Source organism: Mesorhizobium sangaii, assembly GCF_014207355.1.
Classification (GTDB): Bacteria; Pseudomonadota; Alphaproteobacteria; order Rhizobiales; family Rhizobiaceae; genus Mesorhizobium; species Mesorhizobium sangaii.
On record NZ_JACHEF010000011.1, the window covers coordinates 19357 to 34277 of the forward strand.

The 14921-nt window shown below is 59.9% G+C and carries 14 protein-coding genes and 7 pseudogenes; 7 read left to right on the forward strand and 14 right to left on the reverse strand.

Going from position 1 to position 14921, the window contains the following annotated elements; genetic code table 11:
* Window positions 1-12 precede the first annotated feature (12 nt).
* The 6 genes from HNQ71_RS32140 to HNQ71_RS32165 form a co-directional block, all read right to left on the reverse strand.
* Window positions 13-864, reverse strand: coding sequence for an electron transfer flavoprotein subunit beta/FixA family protein (locus HNQ71_RS32140; RefSeq protein ID WP_184878099.1), 852 nt, complete (start codon window positions 862-864; stop codon window positions 13-15).
* A gap of 184 nt (window positions 865-1048) precedes the next feature.
* A complete protein-coding gene (nifW, locus tag HNQ71_RS32145; protein WP_184878101.1) occupies window positions 1049-1429 on the reverse strand; it encodes a nitrogenase stabilizing/protective protein NifW in 381 nt (126 codons plus the stop codon).
* Window positions 1413-2660, reverse strand: coding sequence for a homocitrate synthase (gene nifV / locus HNQ71_RS32150; protein WP_184878103.1), 1248 nt, complete (start codon window positions 2658-2660; stop codon window positions 1413-1415). Before nifV ends, nifW begins: the two co-directional genes overlap by 17 nt.
* A complete protein-coding gene (gene nifS, locus HNQ71_RS32155; protein ID WP_184878105.1) occupies window positions 2657-3874 on the reverse strand; it encodes a cysteine desulfurase NifS in 1218 nt (405 codons plus the stop codon). Before nifS ends, nifV begins: the two co-directional genes overlap by 4 nt.
* On the reverse strand, window positions 3871-4248 hold the full coding sequence (locus HNQ71_RS32160) for an iron-sulfur cluster assembly scaffold protein (RefSeq protein WP_184878107.1): 378 nt from the start codon (window positions 4246-4248) through the stop codon (window positions 3871-3873). Before HNQ71_RS32160 ends, nifS begins: the two co-directional genes overlap by 4 nt.
* Before the next feature lie 24 nt (window positions 4249-4272).
* Entirely contained in the window at window positions 4273-4593 is a 321-nt protein-coding gene (locus HNQ71_RS32165) for a HesB/IscA family protein (RefSeq protein WP_184878109.1), read from the reverse strand.
* Window positions 4594-5185: 592 nt separating this feature from the next.
* Here HNQ71_RS32165 and hemP point away from each other — a divergent pair.
* The 4 genes and pseudogenes from hemP to HNQ71_RS32185 all read left to right on the forward strand — a co-directional run.
* Complete coding sequence (gene hemP, locus HNQ71_RS32170; RefSeq protein WP_246462261.1) at window positions 5186-5317, forward strand: hemin uptake protein HemP; 132 nt, start codon at window positions 5186-5188, stop codon at window positions 5315-5317.
* A gap of 28 nt (window positions 5318-5345) precedes the next feature.
* Complete coding sequence (locus HNQ71_RS32175; protein ID WP_184878111.1) at window positions 5346-6407, forward strand: hemin-degrading factor; 1062 nt, start codon at window positions 5346-5348, stop codon at window positions 6405-6407.
* 10 nt (window positions 6408-6417) lie between these two features.
* Window positions 6418-7185 carry a TroA family protein gene (locus tag HNQ71_RS32180; RefSeq protein WP_184878113.1) on the forward strand — a complete coding sequence of 256 codons (768 nt, stop codon included), beginning with the start codon at window positions 6418-6420 and terminating at the stop codon, window positions 7183-7185.
* 45 nt (window positions 7186-7230) lie between these two features.
* Window positions 7231-7484, forward strand: a pseudogene (locus tag HNQ71_RS32185) (nitrogen fixation protein NifQ); the annotation flags it as partial.
* 612 nt (window positions 7485-8096) lie between these two features.
* Here the strand turns inward: HNQ71_RS32185 and HNQ71_RS32190 are convergent.
* From HNQ71_RS32190 to HNQ71_RS32200, 3 genes and pseudogenes are all read right to left on the reverse strand, one after another.
* Window positions 8097-9464, reverse strand: a complete 1368-nt coding sequence (locus tag HNQ71_RS32190) for a type II toxin-antitoxin system HipA family toxin (RefSeq protein ID WP_184878114.1) — start codon at window positions 9462-9464, stop codon at window positions 8097-8099.
* Window positions 9461-9733, reverse strand: coding sequence for a helix-turn-helix domain-containing protein (locus HNQ71_RS32195; RefSeq protein WP_246462267.1), 273 nt, complete (start codon window positions 9731-9733; stop codon window positions 9461-9463). The genes HNQ71_RS32190 and HNQ71_RS32195 overlap by 4 nt, the downstream gene beginning before the upstream one ends.
* 564 nt (window positions 9734-10297) lie before the next feature.
* Window positions 10298-11416: pseudogene (locus HNQ71_RS32200) on the reverse strand (IS110 family RNA-guided transposase); the annotation flags it as partial.
* Here HNQ71_RS32200 and HNQ71_RS35170 point away from each other — a divergent pair.
* A pseudogene (locus HNQ71_RS35170) lies at window positions 11409-11521 on the forward strand (6-pyruvoyl trahydropterin synthase family protein); the annotation flags it as partial. The pseudogenes HNQ71_RS32200 and HNQ71_RS35170 sit on opposite strands and share 8 nt — an antisense overlap.
* A 108-nt stretch (window positions 11522-11629) precedes the next feature.
* On the forward strand, window positions 11630-12037 hold the full coding sequence (locus tag HNQ71_RS32205) for a DUF982 domain-containing protein (protein WP_343068304.1): 408 nt from the start codon (window positions 11630-11632) through the stop codon (window positions 12035-12037).
* Between the two features lie 92 nt (window positions 12038-12129).
* Here the strand turns inward: HNQ71_RS32205 and HNQ71_RS32210 are convergent.
* Together HNQ71_RS32210 and HNQ71_RS35945 are read right to left on the reverse strand one after the other, a co-directional pair.
* Window positions 12130-12282: pseudogene (locus HNQ71_RS32210) on the reverse strand (nucleotidyl transferase AbiEii/AbiGii toxin family protein); the annotation flags it as partial.
* Between the two features lie 6 nt (window positions 12283-12288).
* Window positions 12289-12615, reverse strand: a pseudogene (locus HNQ71_RS35945) (type IV toxin-antitoxin system AbiEi family antitoxin domain-containing protein); the annotation flags it as partial.
* Here HNQ71_RS35945 and HNQ71_RS35950 point away from each other — a divergent pair.
* Window positions 12614-12764: pseudogene (locus tag HNQ71_RS35950) on the forward strand (transcriptional regulator); the annotation flags it as partial. The pseudogenes HNQ71_RS35945 and HNQ71_RS35950 sit on opposite strands and share 2 nt — an antisense overlap.
* 229 nt (window positions 12765-12993) lie before the next feature.
* Here HNQ71_RS35950 and HNQ71_RS35180 read toward each other — a convergent pair.
* The 3 genes and pseudogenes from HNQ71_RS35180 to HNQ71_RS32220 form a co-directional block, all read right to left on the reverse strand.
* A pseudogene (locus tag HNQ71_RS35180) lies at window positions 12994-13153 on the reverse strand (carboxylating nicotinate-nucleotide diphosphorylase); the annotation flags it as partial.
* 62 nt (window positions 13154-13215) lie between these two features.
* Window positions 13216-14139, reverse strand: a complete 924-nt coding sequence (locus HNQ71_RS32215; RefSeq protein WP_184878116.1) for a DMT family transporter — start codon at window positions 14137-14139, stop codon at window positions 13216-13218.
* Complete coding sequence (locus HNQ71_RS32220; protein WP_184878118.1) at window positions 14136-14921, reverse strand: gamma-glutamyl-gamma-aminobutyrate hydrolase family protein; 786 nt, start codon at window positions 14919-14921, stop codon at window positions 14136-14138. The genes HNQ71_RS32215 and HNQ71_RS32220 overlap by 4 nt, the downstream gene beginning before the upstream one ends.

Sequence of the window (14921 nt, forward strand, 5' to 3'; positions counted from 1 at the left end):
TGCTCCTTGCCGTCACGCGCCGCCGTTGAAGGCGAGCTCATGTTCCAGCGCCGGCTGGCGGGTGAAGATTGCGGCGATCAGTGCGTCAGCGATATCGCGCAAGGTCTTCTCCGCGGTATCGATTTGCACCGCCTTTTCCGCCCGCGCAGTAGGGGCGAATACGCGCTTGACGACCGTCGGCGAGCCGCGCAGGCCGCATTTGGTGAGGTCCTCAATGCCAGCGTCGGCCGCACTCCACTTCAAGACCCGGGTGCGCGCGGCGCACAGGGCGTCCTTGAGCGAGCCCCGGCGAATCTCGTTTGTGCCTTCCAGCATGGTGATGAGGCAAGGGAGCCTACTCTTCAGCATCTGCGTGCCGCCTTCGGAGCGGCGCTCGACCTTGATTTCGCGCGCATCGAGATCGACAGAGGCGATCTTCGCCACATAGGTGAGTTGCAGGAGATCGAGGCGCTTGGCTATGCCGGGCCCGACCTGGGCGGTGTCGCCATCGATCGTCTGCTTGCCGGTGAAGACGATGTCTGGCGTGCCGAACGTCTCGCCAACCTTCGCGATTGCCTGGGAAAGAGCGAAGGAGGTCGCCAGCGTGTCGGAGCCGGCAAAATAGCGGTCGGTCAAGAGCACCGCGCGGTCGGCGCCGTAACCGAGCGCCTTGCGCAGCGCGGCCTCTGCCATGGGCGGACCCATAGTGAGCACGGTGACCTCACCACCATAAGCGTCGCGCAGTCTGAGTGCTTCTTCGAGTGCGAACAGGTCGTAAGGGTTGATGATGGTCGGCACACCCTGGCGCATGATCGTGTTCGTCACCGGATGGACCCGTATCTGTGCCGAGTCCGGCACCTGCTTGATGCAGATTACGATGTGCATTGGCGGTTTCTCTCGGCTCCTATCCGGATGCGGGCTGGCAGTTCATCTCCTTGGTTGCATCATTCGTGCCAACTGTTTTGAGTACCCCTACTGCTAGAAATTCGGTTGGTTGCTTCCGAGGACGCCGTCGTGATGACCGGATCTGTCGGCTTCTCGACATTGTCGCGTCGCAACCTTGTCGCGCTCATTCCTTTCCGAACCGCTTCAGTACAGAGTCGAACGGGACGAAGGCGTGGCCCGGCGCGGCAGGCGTGTTCGGATCGTGGTCTTTGAGCACCTTGAAGACCCGGTGCGTGAGCGGCGAGGAAATCGCGAAGTCCTCGTGGGCGCGCTCCAGCGTGGCGCGCACCCGCGCGGCGATCACCTGGTCGGGCAGACCGGAGAAATCTTCTTCGGCAAGGTATTGGCCCACGCGCTTCATGATATGGAGCCGTGAAACATTCAACACCTTCGGGTCATAGGAGACGCCAAGGACGGCGAAGAACTCCTCGGCAGCCGACAGGCCCTTCAGTCGCGCGAGGATGTTCGTGACATCGATGGGGCGGCTGTCAGCGGAACAATTCATTGCATTCTCCCTGGTCGGAAAACTGTGGTGTCGGTGCGTCCGTCGCAGGGCCGACCTGCGCGCAATCCGCGGTTGGAGGAATGAAATGGGATGAACCAGCCAGGCATGCCTCGCTGCTCATTTTATCGTAGAGCTCGACCAGTTGAGTCGCAGTGACGGTTGATTTGGTCTCGGCCGCCTTGCGGCGGACGCGGGCCACCATAGCGGCTGCCAGATCCGGGTCGAGATCGCGGCCGCCTTCGCTCAGCACATGGGCGATCGCCGTGGCGCCGGAATGCTTGCCGATGACAATACGCCGGCAGCGGCCCAGGAGCGCCGGATCGAGCCCCTGATAGCTACGCGAGTCCTTCAGCTGCCCTGCGACATGAATGCCGGACTCGTGGGTGAAAACATCGGCGCCGACGACCGGCTTGATGGCTGCCGTTGGTCGGCGGGCGGCCCGCGCCACCTGGGCGGCGAGATTGGGCAACGCGGTCAGATCGATGCCAGTATCTGCGCTGTCGAGGACGGCCATCGCTGTGGCTACCTCTTCCAGCGCGGCATTGCCGGCGCGCTCGCCGAGGCCGAGGACGGTCACCGAGGCATGGCGCGCGCCGGCTCGGATCGCGGCCAGCGTGTTGGCGACGGCGAGGCCGAGATCGTTGTGGCCATGAAATTCGAGGTCGATTGGAGACTGCGCCGCGACCCGGCCGACAATTTCGAAGGTCGAAAAGGGGTCGAGAACGCCGACCGTGTCGGCCAGCCTGACGCGGCTCGCGCCAGCGCGCGCGGCCGTCTCAATGACGCGGGCGAGATGATCCTGGTCAGCCCGCGAGGCATCCTCGCAGCCCACGGCAACGAAAAAGCCGCGGGCGGCTGCACGCCCGACCATATGCTCGATGATCTGGAGCGCTCCCGTCCGATCGAGGCCGAGCTTGGCGGCGAGTTGGATGTCCGATGCAGGCAGCGACAGATTGACGGCGGGGACGCCGCTCTCGATTGCTGCCTCGAGATCCTGCGATATCATCCGGCACCAGGCCGTGAGCCGAACCGGGAGACGCTTCGCGACCGCGGCGCGAATTGTTTCGATCTCGTCGGCGCCCATGGCCGGCGTGCCGATCTCGATCTCTGGGACGCCGGCTGCCGCAAGAGATTCGGCGAGCTCCAGCTTTTCCGTCGTCGTAAAGGCGACGCCGGGTGCCTGCTCGCCATCGCGCAAGGTCGTATCGTTGAGAAAGACTTCACGGTTCATGAGCGACTGCCGGTTCTTCCGGCGCCGGGGCATAGACCCGATTGAAGGTCCTCGGCACTTCGCTTACCCGGCCCAGAATTGCGAACGCCACGCAGCCTCTCCACGATTGCCGGCATGACCTCGAGCGCCCGGTCGACATCCGCTTCGCCGTTGTCTCGGGCGAAGGAAAAGCGGACTGCCCCGTGTGGCATGTTCATCGCCCTCAAGACATGGCTCGGTTCCAGGCAGCCGGAGCTACAGGCGGAGCCGGCCGAACAGGCGATGCCCACGCGGCTGAGGAGAAGTGGGATTGCATCGCCTTGGATATTTTCGAAGGCGATGTTTGCGGTGTTCGGCAACCGCTCCAGCGCATCGCCAGTGACGAAGGTGTTCGGAATCCGCTGGAGAACCCCGTTCTCGAGGCGGTCGCGGAGCGACTTTACCCGTGTGGTCTCGTCGTCCATGAATTTCAACGCGAGTTCGGCCGCCATGCCGAGCCCGACTATGCCGGGCGTGTTCTCGGTGCCGGCACGCCGTTCGTGCTCTTGGGGACCCCCCTTGATCAGCGAGCAGAAGCGCACGCCACGCTTTACATAGAGTGCTCCGATCCCTTTCGGGCCATGCAGCTTGTGGCCGGAGAGCGACAGCATGTCGATTGCGGTCGATTTCAGGTCCATCGGAAGCTTGCCGACCGCCTGCACGCCATCGGTATGGAAGAGGGCGCCAGCTTCCTTGGCCATCTCAGCAAGCTGGGCCACGGGGAAGATCGTACCGGTCTCGTTGTTCGCCCACATGATCGAGGCGATTGCCACGCGTGGGGTGAGGGCGGCCTTGTAGGCATCGAGGTCGAGCCGGCCATGGCGATCCACCGGGATTGTGTGCACCTTGACGTCGCGCGTCTTCTCAAGATGCGCGCAGAGCGTCAGCACGGCCGGATGCTCGACGGCGGAAGTCACGATCTCCGTTCGATTAGGCATCCCCTCGAGCGCCGAAAGAAGCGCTGCATTGTCGCTTTCCGTCCCGCCCGAGGTGAAGGTGATCTCATCATCGAATTGCGCGCCGATCAGCGCTTGCAATTGCTGTCGTGCCGTTCTCACCGCTGCACCAACCGAGGCGCCAAAACCATGCGTCGATGAAGGGTTGCCAAATTGGTCGGTAAAGAACGGCAACATCGCTTGAACGACCTCAGGATCGACCCGTGTCGTCGCGTTGTTATCAAGATAGACAGTCCTCATGCGTGAAATCCTGAGTTGACCAGAACGATGCGAGGCGCGAGGCCGGTCGCATTGAGCCTCTGGCGCATGCCGCCGCTGGTGACGCAGGCAGACTGACAGACGCCGACGGTTTGACGTAGACCCTGTCGCCGCCGAGATTCACAATGTCCGCGCCAGCGTCTTCGATCAGTCAAATTTGCTGGAGTGTCGCTGCGGCCGAATGCCTGGAATTGTACGGCTTTGAACGTTCCCGTCACCGGATCGGTGCCGATCATTTTAAGCGCATTGCCGCAGGCGATCGCGCCGACCGCACGGACTGCATTGGCCGTTTCCAGAACGGCAGCATTCTTCGGCCTGAAGGAGTATTCCTTGACCTTGTCGCTATAGTCCAACATGGCCTTTCTCGATATCCGGGGCGATCAACTGAAGGACTTGCCGCAGCCGCACTTCCCGCGCGCGTTTGGGTTGTCGAAGACAAAGCCGGAGGATTCGAGTCCGGTGACGAAATCGACGGTCGTGCCGGCGACATGGGGCTGCGAGCCTGCGTCTACGAACATTTTGACCCCATCTGCCTCGATGATCGCGTCGCCCTCGCGCGAGACGCTCTCCAGGCCCATTAAGTATGTGAAGCCAGCGCAGCCCCCGGCCTGGACCATGATGCGAAAGCCTTCCGCCGGTTCGTCGGCGCGGGAAAGAGCGGTCTTGACGGCGGTAACGGCGTTGTCGGTGAGCGTAATCATGGTGATTTCTCCTCAGTCGGTGACGGTTTGCGGATTACCCTGCATGGACCGTGCCAATGGAAAAAACCGTTTCACAACAGCGCGATCTCTCTAACACTGCGATGAATCTTGTGCGCCATTGCTGGGAAGACGTCGGGCAGCCGACCCGTACTGTCGGGTTTGTCGAGTCCGCGACACGGGACTGCTCCGCCTGAGTTCCTGCGCCTCTGACGTAAACCGTTGCGTGGCACGTAGAAGATTTTTTCTTGAGCTTGCTTCGGCGCAATTGGCACGACTTTTGAGGCTCCCTTTGGCGAGGCGGCAAGAACCGCCGGCCGATAATCGTCTCGTGGGTGTCCCTCGCGATGGATGGAACGAAGGAAGGAAAGCAACATGTCAGGTCTGGGTCAGATCCGCTTTCTATGGGAAAGCAGCACCGCCCGCGAAAACCGAATGCTCCATCGGCCGATTGGCGTCGATACCCACAATTGCTCACCACCGCCTGGTGGCCATTGACCGACTTGAGATGGGATTAGACCAGCATGTGCCGGTCGGTCTCATAGCGTCTCGCGGTTCAAGCTGCACGCCCGGTTTCGAGCGGGTGCCGACGGCGATGCGCACGCTTTCCAGCAGCACTCTGGGCCAGCACGCGATCGGGATCGAGCATTACGGCGCGCTCTATCGGCTGAAGATCACCGCAGGGCAGCTGATCCTCAACAAGCAGGCGGATCAGCAAGGGAAGTGAACAGACAGAAGACAAGCAGGTGGACGACATGGACCAGCGTGTGGAACGCTCGCCGGCCGAAATCCGGCGGGCGCGGGAAGACATTCCGAATATACGCGAGCGCGATCTCGCCGCCCAATTGGGCATTTCCGAAGCGGAACTGGTTGCGGCGCATTGCGGTTTCGGCGCGGTGCGCATCGAGCCGCGCGTCAATGACCTGCTGACCGGCCTCGAAGCGGTCGGCGAGGTGATGGCGCTGACGTGCAATGAAAGTGCCGTGCACGAGAAGATCGGCGTCTATGACAAGGTCGTCACCGGCAACCACAATGCCATGGTGCTCGGCGAAAACATCGACCTGCGCATCTTCCCGAAAGTGTGGGCGCATGGCTTCGCCGTCGAGAAGCGCGATGGCGGCGACATCCGCCGCAGCCTGCAATACTTCGATGCCACCGGCAAGGCGGTGCACAAGGTGCATCTCAGGCCCGCCTCCAACCTCTATGCCTACGAGAAGCTGGTGGCGGAACTCGAATCCTCAAGCCAGGAGCCGATCGTGTCGGTTAAGGCGAGCGGAGCCGACGATGACGCTGAGATCCCGGACCAAGCCGCCGCGGTCGAGAACCTGCGGGAGCACTGGAGCGGGCTGACCGACGTGCATCAGTTCTTCGACATGTTGAAGACGCTGAAACTCAGCCGCTGCCAGGCGATGCGCATGGTCGGCCAGGATTACGCCTGGCTGCTCGACAATGATGCCGTTGGCGCCATGTTCCAACGCGTGGCCGATGGCGAGATGCCGATCATGTGCTTTGTCGGCAATCGTGGTTGCATTCAGATCCATTCCGGCCCGATCAAGTTGGTCAAGCCGATCGGGTCCAGGATCAATGTCCTCGACGAGACCTTCCACCTGCATCTCAGGACCCATCACATCCGCGAGGTCTGGGCCGTGCGCAAGCCGACCAGGGACGGCCATGTCACGTCTCTCGAAGCCTATGGCGCCGACGGCAAGATGATCATCCAGTTCTTCGGCACGCGCCAGGAAGGCGAACGCGAGCGCGGCGACTGGCGGTTCATGGCCGAGAGCCTGCCGCGCATTCCCAGCCCGACCCCCGCGTGAGGTAAGACCAATGCGCATTGCTTTTCATTTCCGCTCGGTGCTCGCGCCGATGCTCGGCGTTCTGCTGGCCGCCCCTTCGCCAGCCGAGGCCAATGAGGGCGTAGCGGTTTTTTCCGATCCGGCACAGATCGCTGGATCGGCGGCTCCATCACCGCGATCGTCTACGCTTGGCGAAGAAAGTCATCTCGTCGCTGGCAATTCGACGAGCTACTATCCGAAAGCCGCGCTGAAGGTGACCGATGTCGCCTACATGCGTCAGCTGCCGGCGGAGGGTGTTCTGTCGGTCAATCCGTCCAACATGCTGGCCTTGCATGGCAGCGGCGCGAAAGAAGCGGCCGATGTGTTGAAGAAATCGAACGGGCCCTTCATCGAGCTGCCGGGGCACCACCGCCATAAAGGCATCCTCGAAAGATCCGCGTCGTCGGCAAGAGCTCGGCGTCGATGCCAAGCCCAAAAGTTCGCGGCCGAGATGGATGCAAAGGTGAAGGCGGCCGAAAAGCAGACGGCCACGATCATGGAGCGCAAGCGCATCCTGTTAGTGCTGTCGCCACAGGGCAGCAAGATCCTTGCCGCAGGTAGCGACACAGCAGGCGACGGCATCATCAAGCGGTCAATACGGGCAAGGGTTTCTCGGGCTACAAGCAGATGTCCGACGAGCGATCGTCACTGCCAAGGCGGATGTGATTCTGCCGATGAAGAATGCCGGGTCGCCGATCTCGGAGGACGAGCTGTTCGCGAACCCCTTCATCGCCATCGCCTCCACCCCCTGCGGGCATAACCAGCAAGCTGATCAGCATGGGACGGCGGCTGGCCATAGCTGCCAAGATCTTGGCTCAGCCGCCTGCTTGCCACGCATGTTCCCACGCTGGCGGCGGCAACACCCAAAACGTGGAATGGAAGAAGTACCGCAAGCTCTGCGGGGCTCAAGGTTTTTTGGCTATGCACCGCGCCCAGTTGCCGGGAATGCAATGATTTCGAAAGCTGCTTCGGCCCGGAGGAAGGCAAAAGCGCCTCACACGGATCAAGAACGGGATCGACTTAGATCAAGAGTGGCTTTCGCCAGCGATACGGTCTTAGAGCTGGCAATTACAGATCGCGAAATGCGAGCGAGCCTCTCACATCACGGAAAGACTCTCGCGCGCACAATTAGAATCGACCGCCCTTCCGCATGATCCACTGATTGACGTGATCAGATCCATGTAAATGCGCGATACCACCCTGTCCAAACATACGTGACGCAGACGTTGAGGTGCCTCCGACTGCAGGTTCGTGCATGGACCGCGTCAGAGCTGCTTCGCGATGTTCTTGCTTTCCTTCCTAGAGCCACGAAGCTGCGATTTGCCTCCACGACTGTCGAGCAGATAACCGGAATACAAAAATGGAGCGTCCGAGCTTTTTGAAGGGCTTCGCATTTAAGTATCTTTACTCCATAGCCGATGGACGGGCCTGAACTCGGAGGCGAATACCGCGGCCGCCGTCGCCTATTGCCTTGCCCACCCACGCCGGCGGCTGGCTCTTCAAACCCACACTTTCCGGCATTAGGTAGCAAACGTCACCAGAAAATGGTTAAGTTCCTGACATTTTGGTGAAAGTTACGACGACTAAGAATACCGTCGAGGGCAGATGTATGTGCATTTGATAGCAACTGCCACCAAACACTTAAGACGTTTTAACTATGCCTTCAGGACATCAGCGCCGACGGCCACCGGGATCGTACTCGTCATCGTTGGTGCGCGTTTTCTTTCGGGTGGGCAGGGGCTCGGAAACAGCAAGGTTGTCGAGGGATGTATCACGGCGTAGCGTCTGTGCAGGCTGAGGCCTTCGTCCATTCAGGACAAGATCAAGTTCATTTGTTCGTGCTCTGGAGAGGCCTGCTTCGTCCGCGAACCGTGGCCAGCGATCAACAGCAGAGCGGATGCGTTCGATCACGTTCAACGCTTCTTGGTCGGAAATGGAAGCGCCTTTGGCGACGGCGAGCAGATGCTGTCGTCCTGGATTCGATCCCTCCCCTGCAATCGATGCGCTGTGCTGTCCTCCAGGGCCTGCCGAGAAAGTCAGATCATACGCCGGAGAGAGTCTCCACTGCCCATTCGATCCCATCAGGAATGCATGGTTCTTCGAATGGTCGTCTCGGTTCCGTGCGTACACATTGAATACCATGTGAGCGAACATGCGGAGGACCTCCGCGCTGTCTCTCGTCATCATATGCGTCAGTTTGTGAAGTGAGCCGTAGTCAAGCGATGCTTGTCGATGGTCGGCATAGAGGAGACCGCTCGCAGTATGCATATGCAGCCGCCCCTGCGGTGTGCGGTCAAACCTCTTCGTCGCGAACAGACGATTTCCTTTTTTTGTCTGCAGTACCCGCGTATCAGCCATGTCCAATCCGGCGGCACGTGCCATGAGCGCATAAGCTTGCTCCTCGACGCCGATGTCTATCGGGTCGTCGGAGCTACGTGATTTGACCATCCAGCGTTCGAGCCCAGGCTTCAATTGATGGCCGTAGTCAATCACGAAGATGTTCTGATCCGGATTCAAGCCGATCATGATCTTAGGACGCGCGCCTGCGGAGCCGCCTTGAGCTCCCTGCAACGCGTCGATCTCAGCGGTATCCATCTCCTTCTGAACAAGCTCAACCTGCTCAACGAACCAGTCCAAGTCGTCTCTACCTCGCTTGTCATCGGGGAGTTCAGGAACGAAGGCCAATGCTCCCATTCCTGAAGTCCCTACCGCAGAAAGGCGGTCCATGGCCGTAAGCGTGCGGTAGTCTATCCCCGCTTTTTGAAGGCGGCGATCCAGCAATAGGCGTCCCCATCCATCTGGAAGGCTGTCGTTGAAGAGCCCATGCAGGCCATTGAACGGTTCGTTCTGAGCCGGAAGAAGACCTGCCTTTACGCCGAGATGAAACGGCGAAATCAGCAGTGGTGCGGCTGTGAATTCGGCTGCATACTCAAAGTAAGCCCGCCGTTCTTCGGAACTCCAAGCAAGCGTTCCGAGATCTCGTTGCAAGCACTCGAGATCGAGGATCACCTTCATTTTTCTGATTGGCCTGAACTTCATTTCTTGCGGACCCTCTTCCTAGCCGGATGCCCAACGACTTCTTCAAGTGTCTTCGGCGGCCGTGGAGGAAACAAGCGTTCAAATTCAGCTTCTGCTTCCAAAGCGAATGCGAGCTTTACGACAGCTTCGAAGGATGCCTTGCCGGTCTCCTCAAAAACTCTAAGGGAGCCGTAGGAAACTCCAGCCTTGGAAGCCAGCTCTCGTTGGGTAAGATTGGCATCAATTCGTCGCCGCTTCATCCGCGCCGCGACACCTTCAATGATTTCCATCGGCGATGTCATATTGAATGTGAACATGGTAGCACTTAACGCCATATATTGGAGTTAAGTGCATCTATAATGGCAATTAGTTTGGTGTCAAGATTTTTCGGCTGTTGCCGATTTGCCAGGCGTCGTCCTGTTGTGAAACCGTCGGGTCGACAACGCCATGCTGACATAGGGACTGATCCGGCATTAGGTAGAAGCAAAAATGCATCATGGGCCTTGCCGCTCGTCGCGTAGTTTTAGCAGGCGCGCGAGTCCTGATTGCAGTTGCTACCTCACATGGGGGTTAGGTGAGTCAACAGGGTAGTCATCGCATATCGTAATCTCCAGCTTGGAGCGGATCCATGGTCGGAGCCCTTTGGGTGACGCGGTCTGCGTGCAGACCTATCCACCTCACATACGGTCGCCGCTCGGGGCGGCTGCACCACAATCCCGCTTGCGGCGGTCGGCTCAGGAGACGGGACCCTTCTAATTGTCGGCGAGTGAAGCCATGGTTAGCTAGCGGTCCGTCGCCTGGATCCGCCGGGACTGATCAGGTCCTGGCGAAGGGAGTGTCGGGCGATTGTCTCGGGCGGCGGTGAAGACCTCGCCCTCAATGACCACGCCGGCTGTGACATACTTCCAAAGCACCACAGCTTGCGTGCCATGGCGACGATCGTCGGCTTGCGCAGTCTGCCGCCGTTGCGCGGACCCGCTCTTTGAACCAGAGGGGAGGCCAACTGGGGTTGATGGCGCAGCCAGAGCCAGCTCAGCTGGATGAGGGTGATCCTGAGGCGGGGATGGCCGGCCTTGGAGACGCCCTGTTCCCGGTCGATCTGCCCGCTCTACCAGGGCGTGGGCGCAAGGCCCGCGTAGGCGGCCACCTGGCGTCGGTTGTCGAAGCTCCGGAACAGGCACTGCTGGCTCCGAACTCAGCACCGACGTCGCTGAGCTTCATCAGCATCGCTGCCGGTGCTGCCGCTCGATCTCGGACTAGCAATACGTCCCTTTCAGCCTCGATGGTCTTGATCTGATCGAGTAGCAGCTCGAGCTGGTCGAGCTCGAGCAGGACCTGTGCCTTGAAGCAACCGGGCAACTCGCGACCATCGCCAGTGCGAAGCGTCTAAGACGGGCGCGGCGGCCCCGGCGCATGGGCTCGTAACCAGACACCCCGGGGCGAACAGAAGGCCCTTGATCCGGTTGATTGCCTGACCCTCTCGGCGGTCAGCGCCTTCCGCTCGCGAAGGACGCGCCGTCAATCCTCCTCCTCCCGGCTCGGCGCCCGCACCATCGAGCCGACCCCCGGCGCGCCGCGCTTTGTAGGCCAAAAGAGCCCGCACCAGCGCTTCGCCATCGATATTGTCGGTCTTGGCTCGCCGCGCTCGTCGGGAGACAGCGATGGAGGCCGGATCCACTACGTGGCTCTCGATCCCCGCCTTCCAAAACCCGGTGGTCAGAACCCGTCCAGGCCTGCTTCTTGGATCACGATGACCGGATAGCTTCGCCTCATGCGCGCCTGGGCCTTCCCGCAGAAAGTCGAAGCGTTCGAACAAACCTCCAAGGTCGCCCCCGGCCAACGTGTGCTTGGAAATCTTTTCTCCGCCGCCGGGCGACAGAGATGTAATCAGCCACTTCGAGCGGCTCAGTTCCATCGAGACGAAGATGGCGCCAATAATCCACGCGGATAGCGGCCGGAATTTCTGTGAAAATTACACAGGCTTTCACATTCGAGGCTGCGCACTGCCTTCCCGGGTATCCGAAACCCATCGCTGCCGTCTGATGTACGGCCACTCATACCGCGTGGAACTTTGTCTCGTTGTGTGCGTCAAGTTCTGCAAAAGCGTCATGGTGGGAGCGGGCATCCCTTTGTGATGAGCCTGGCTCGTTCCAGGCGAAGGTGGACGGCGAAGGCAGAGGAAGAGCATGAGCGTCCTCTCCACCGTCATCTGCATGACATCACGTTCTGCGATGGTTGCTGAAAGCGGCCTTTTCACGAAATCAAGCCCTTCAAAGAATTCGAGGCATTTGATGAACGCCACCACATTCAGCAGCCCCGTTTTCGTGAAGGACGGGAATTGCATTGTGCGAGAAGTTGTCAGCGTCGATGGCGCCATTGATTTTCTCGAACGATGGCCCGAAAGCCGTCGAGATTTGATCCACAAGACTGCACTCAAAGCATGCTACGACGCGCACGACGGCTACAAGCCGGTCAGCGTGGTCCGTCAGGCGTTCATCAGCTTCGCCAAGCGGGCCTGCATACTGGAAGACCCGGCTTCTGTAATGCCTTGGATCTCACCCTCTAAATCTGGCAGCGGAACGGAAGCGGTATAGGCTCATGCGATCAGCGGTGCCGCATCAGGTCGAAAATCCGCGAAACAGGGCAACCAGCGGCGGGCAAACTGTCCCGGTCTGTAAATGGCCGAGCGGTCGACATGCCGTGACTGGCTGATCCGGAAGAGCAGCCGCTCGAGGGCGAAGCGGGTCAAAACCATGTCGAAGCTCTGGCCACTTGCCTTCGCGAATTGCAGAAGGCGTGCGCGCACCGAGGCACCGATGTTCTTGATCTCCTTAGCCATTGGCAGCTCGAGATAGGGTCGGATCACCGTGGCAACCCCACCTTGCTCGGCCTGCCTAGCAATTTCGCCGGCTATTGCCTTGCGCTGGCGGAGTGCTTCCTGGAGACCCTCAATCGCCACCGACAGGCCAATCTTGTTGCGATATCGGAAACAGTCCGCGATTGTCTTGACGACCCCAAAGACCTTTACGGGCACACCCCGATGACATGGATTTCGACGCTGTCGTTGAGCAGACTTTCGGTGAAACGCACGATACGGATCGGCGTGCCGTCGGGTTTTGGGAGCTCAGTCTTTCCGAGTTATCGCCAGCCACACCGGCTTCGGAAGTTGATTGGAACGGGATGGGGAGGTGCTCCGGCTTGCACGGTTCTCTACCAGCTCTCCGACGTGCCGCTCGACGCCAACCATAGCCGGGCTGAGGCCGCAAGGCGCGTACCCAAAGGCGTTGTTCGCCTTGTGTCGGCCCTGCATTCCACGGTCTGAATACGGCTCATCGTAGCGGCGGTTACGCCGGCCTCGCGCAGCTCTACAAGACGCGCGATCCCGCGCGCCGTCGGGAGGGCGTGAGCGATTTGTCGTTGGGCGGCGGGTCGGGCATTGATACGACGGCTCAGAGCTAAGGACCTATTGTCCGAGGATTTGTATCGCAGGTCGAAAACAGAAAGAAGCTGACCAGAGTTTGTGAATCGCCGGCGCTGTCTTGGGTCACACGCCGGACGCCTCGGTTATCGCGCGGCCGCCGACCATCGCCGCCCCGGCCGGTTCTTCGATCGACAGGTTGTCCAGGAGAAGCGCGTCGAACGCCGGTTGCCAAGGCGCTGTCCAGTTGTTCCAGCGTGTCGACCTCGACCTCGATCTTGACCATCCTTCCACGTAATAGCACGCCCGCGGTCCATAGGCATATTGGTCCTTGGAAATAATGGAAACGGTGCCCTACTCCCCTTCGCCAATTGGGCGTACTTGAATGGAGATGACACCGCGCTCAGGCACGGATGTGATCAACGCACCGACAATGATGGCCAATGCCGCGAGCATTCCTGGACCCGTCAGCCATTCGCCGAAGAACACGGCTGCGAAGAGGGCGGAAAAGAATGGCTCACTCGATTCGATAACCTGCGTCTTGTAAGCCTCGATATGCTGAAGAGCGAGGATTGTGCAGTAGAAACCGCAAAACGAGGGGATAATCCCGAGCGCTAACAAAGCTGGAAAGGTGTTCACTGACGGGATTGGCGCGCCGCTCCAGACATAGGGAACGGCGAGCATGGCAAAGCCATAAGCCAGGAACCACCAGAAAGTTTCTAGGGACGAGCGAAGCTTGAAGAACTTCCAAGCGAAAATAAAGCTGGCGTAGCCTAGCCCTGCGATAAGGGCGAGGCTGATGCCGACAATGCTTCCAGCCATCATGCCGTCGCCGGCAATCAGGAAGTAGCCTCCAAGGAAAACCATGGTCATGGCGAACGCCTTTCGCGTGGTCACCCTTTCCTTAAGTATGAGGATGTCGAGCGTGATTGCACCAAGGCCGCCGGTAAAAACAAGGATGGCAACAAGTGGGATCGGCGCGAGGGCGAAAGCTTCCGTTTCGAAATGATAAAGCGTGAAGATGCCAAGCGTAGAGCAGACGGCGATCTTCCACGATCCCGTGAAAGCGGCGAGGAGTCGAGCCAAGCCCCCAGACCTCAAAAGGATGACGATCGAGAGTAGCGAAAGCGCAATGCCGCAACGCCAGAATGCAACCGCTGTGGGGTCGAGCCCTTCATAAAAGGCGGACCAGGAAAGCACCCCCACGGTTCCATTGGATAGAGCTGCGAGAAGGGCGAAACCGGCCCCAAGGATCGACGACAAATAAGCATTCTTCATGGCTGTGACTTCGTTGCTATCATGTGTGAGCGGCAGGCTTCGCCGAATGCACGGAAGATTTCGACGCTGAGTGGATCCTCTGCGTGAAACCATTCAGGATGCCATTGCACGGCGGCGGCAAACGTTGCCGCGTCCTTTACGGATACGGCTTCGATGACGCCGTCCACGCATCGCGCATTGACCTCAAGGCCATCCGCCAAACGCGCGATCCCCTGCCGATGCAGGGTGTTGACCAGGACCGGTTTCTTTTGCGAGCGACGGATGCACTGGGCGATGTAACCGTGGCCTTCAGCTAGGACTGCATGCGAGCGGGCGTATTGGAGGTCGCGCGGGAGTGTGAGGTCTTCCACATGGGTGATCCGACCTTCACCTTCCGAAAGGTCACTTGAGAGGGTACCGCCAAGCGCGACGTTGAGTTCCTGCAACCCACGGCAGATTCCGAGCAGCGGAATGCCGGACGACAGAGCAATCTTGATAGCAGCAATACTTGTCCGGTCCCGGTCGAGATCAAGCGTCTCTGGACAAGCTTCTGGCCCCCCATAAAGTGAGGGCGAGATATTCGACTCCGCCCCGGTCAGCAGCACCCCGTTGAGGACCGAAAAGCAGGCCTGCAAACTCTCTTCCTCAAGTCCGCCTGGGATTACGAGCGGTAAAACACGCGCGGTCGAACGCAGGGCTTCGAGATAACGGATGCGCACCGTCTCATAGCCCACGCTGTCTACTGTCTGGCGGTAAGAAACGACACCGACGATCGCCGGACTTCTATCTGGGATCGCGTTCAA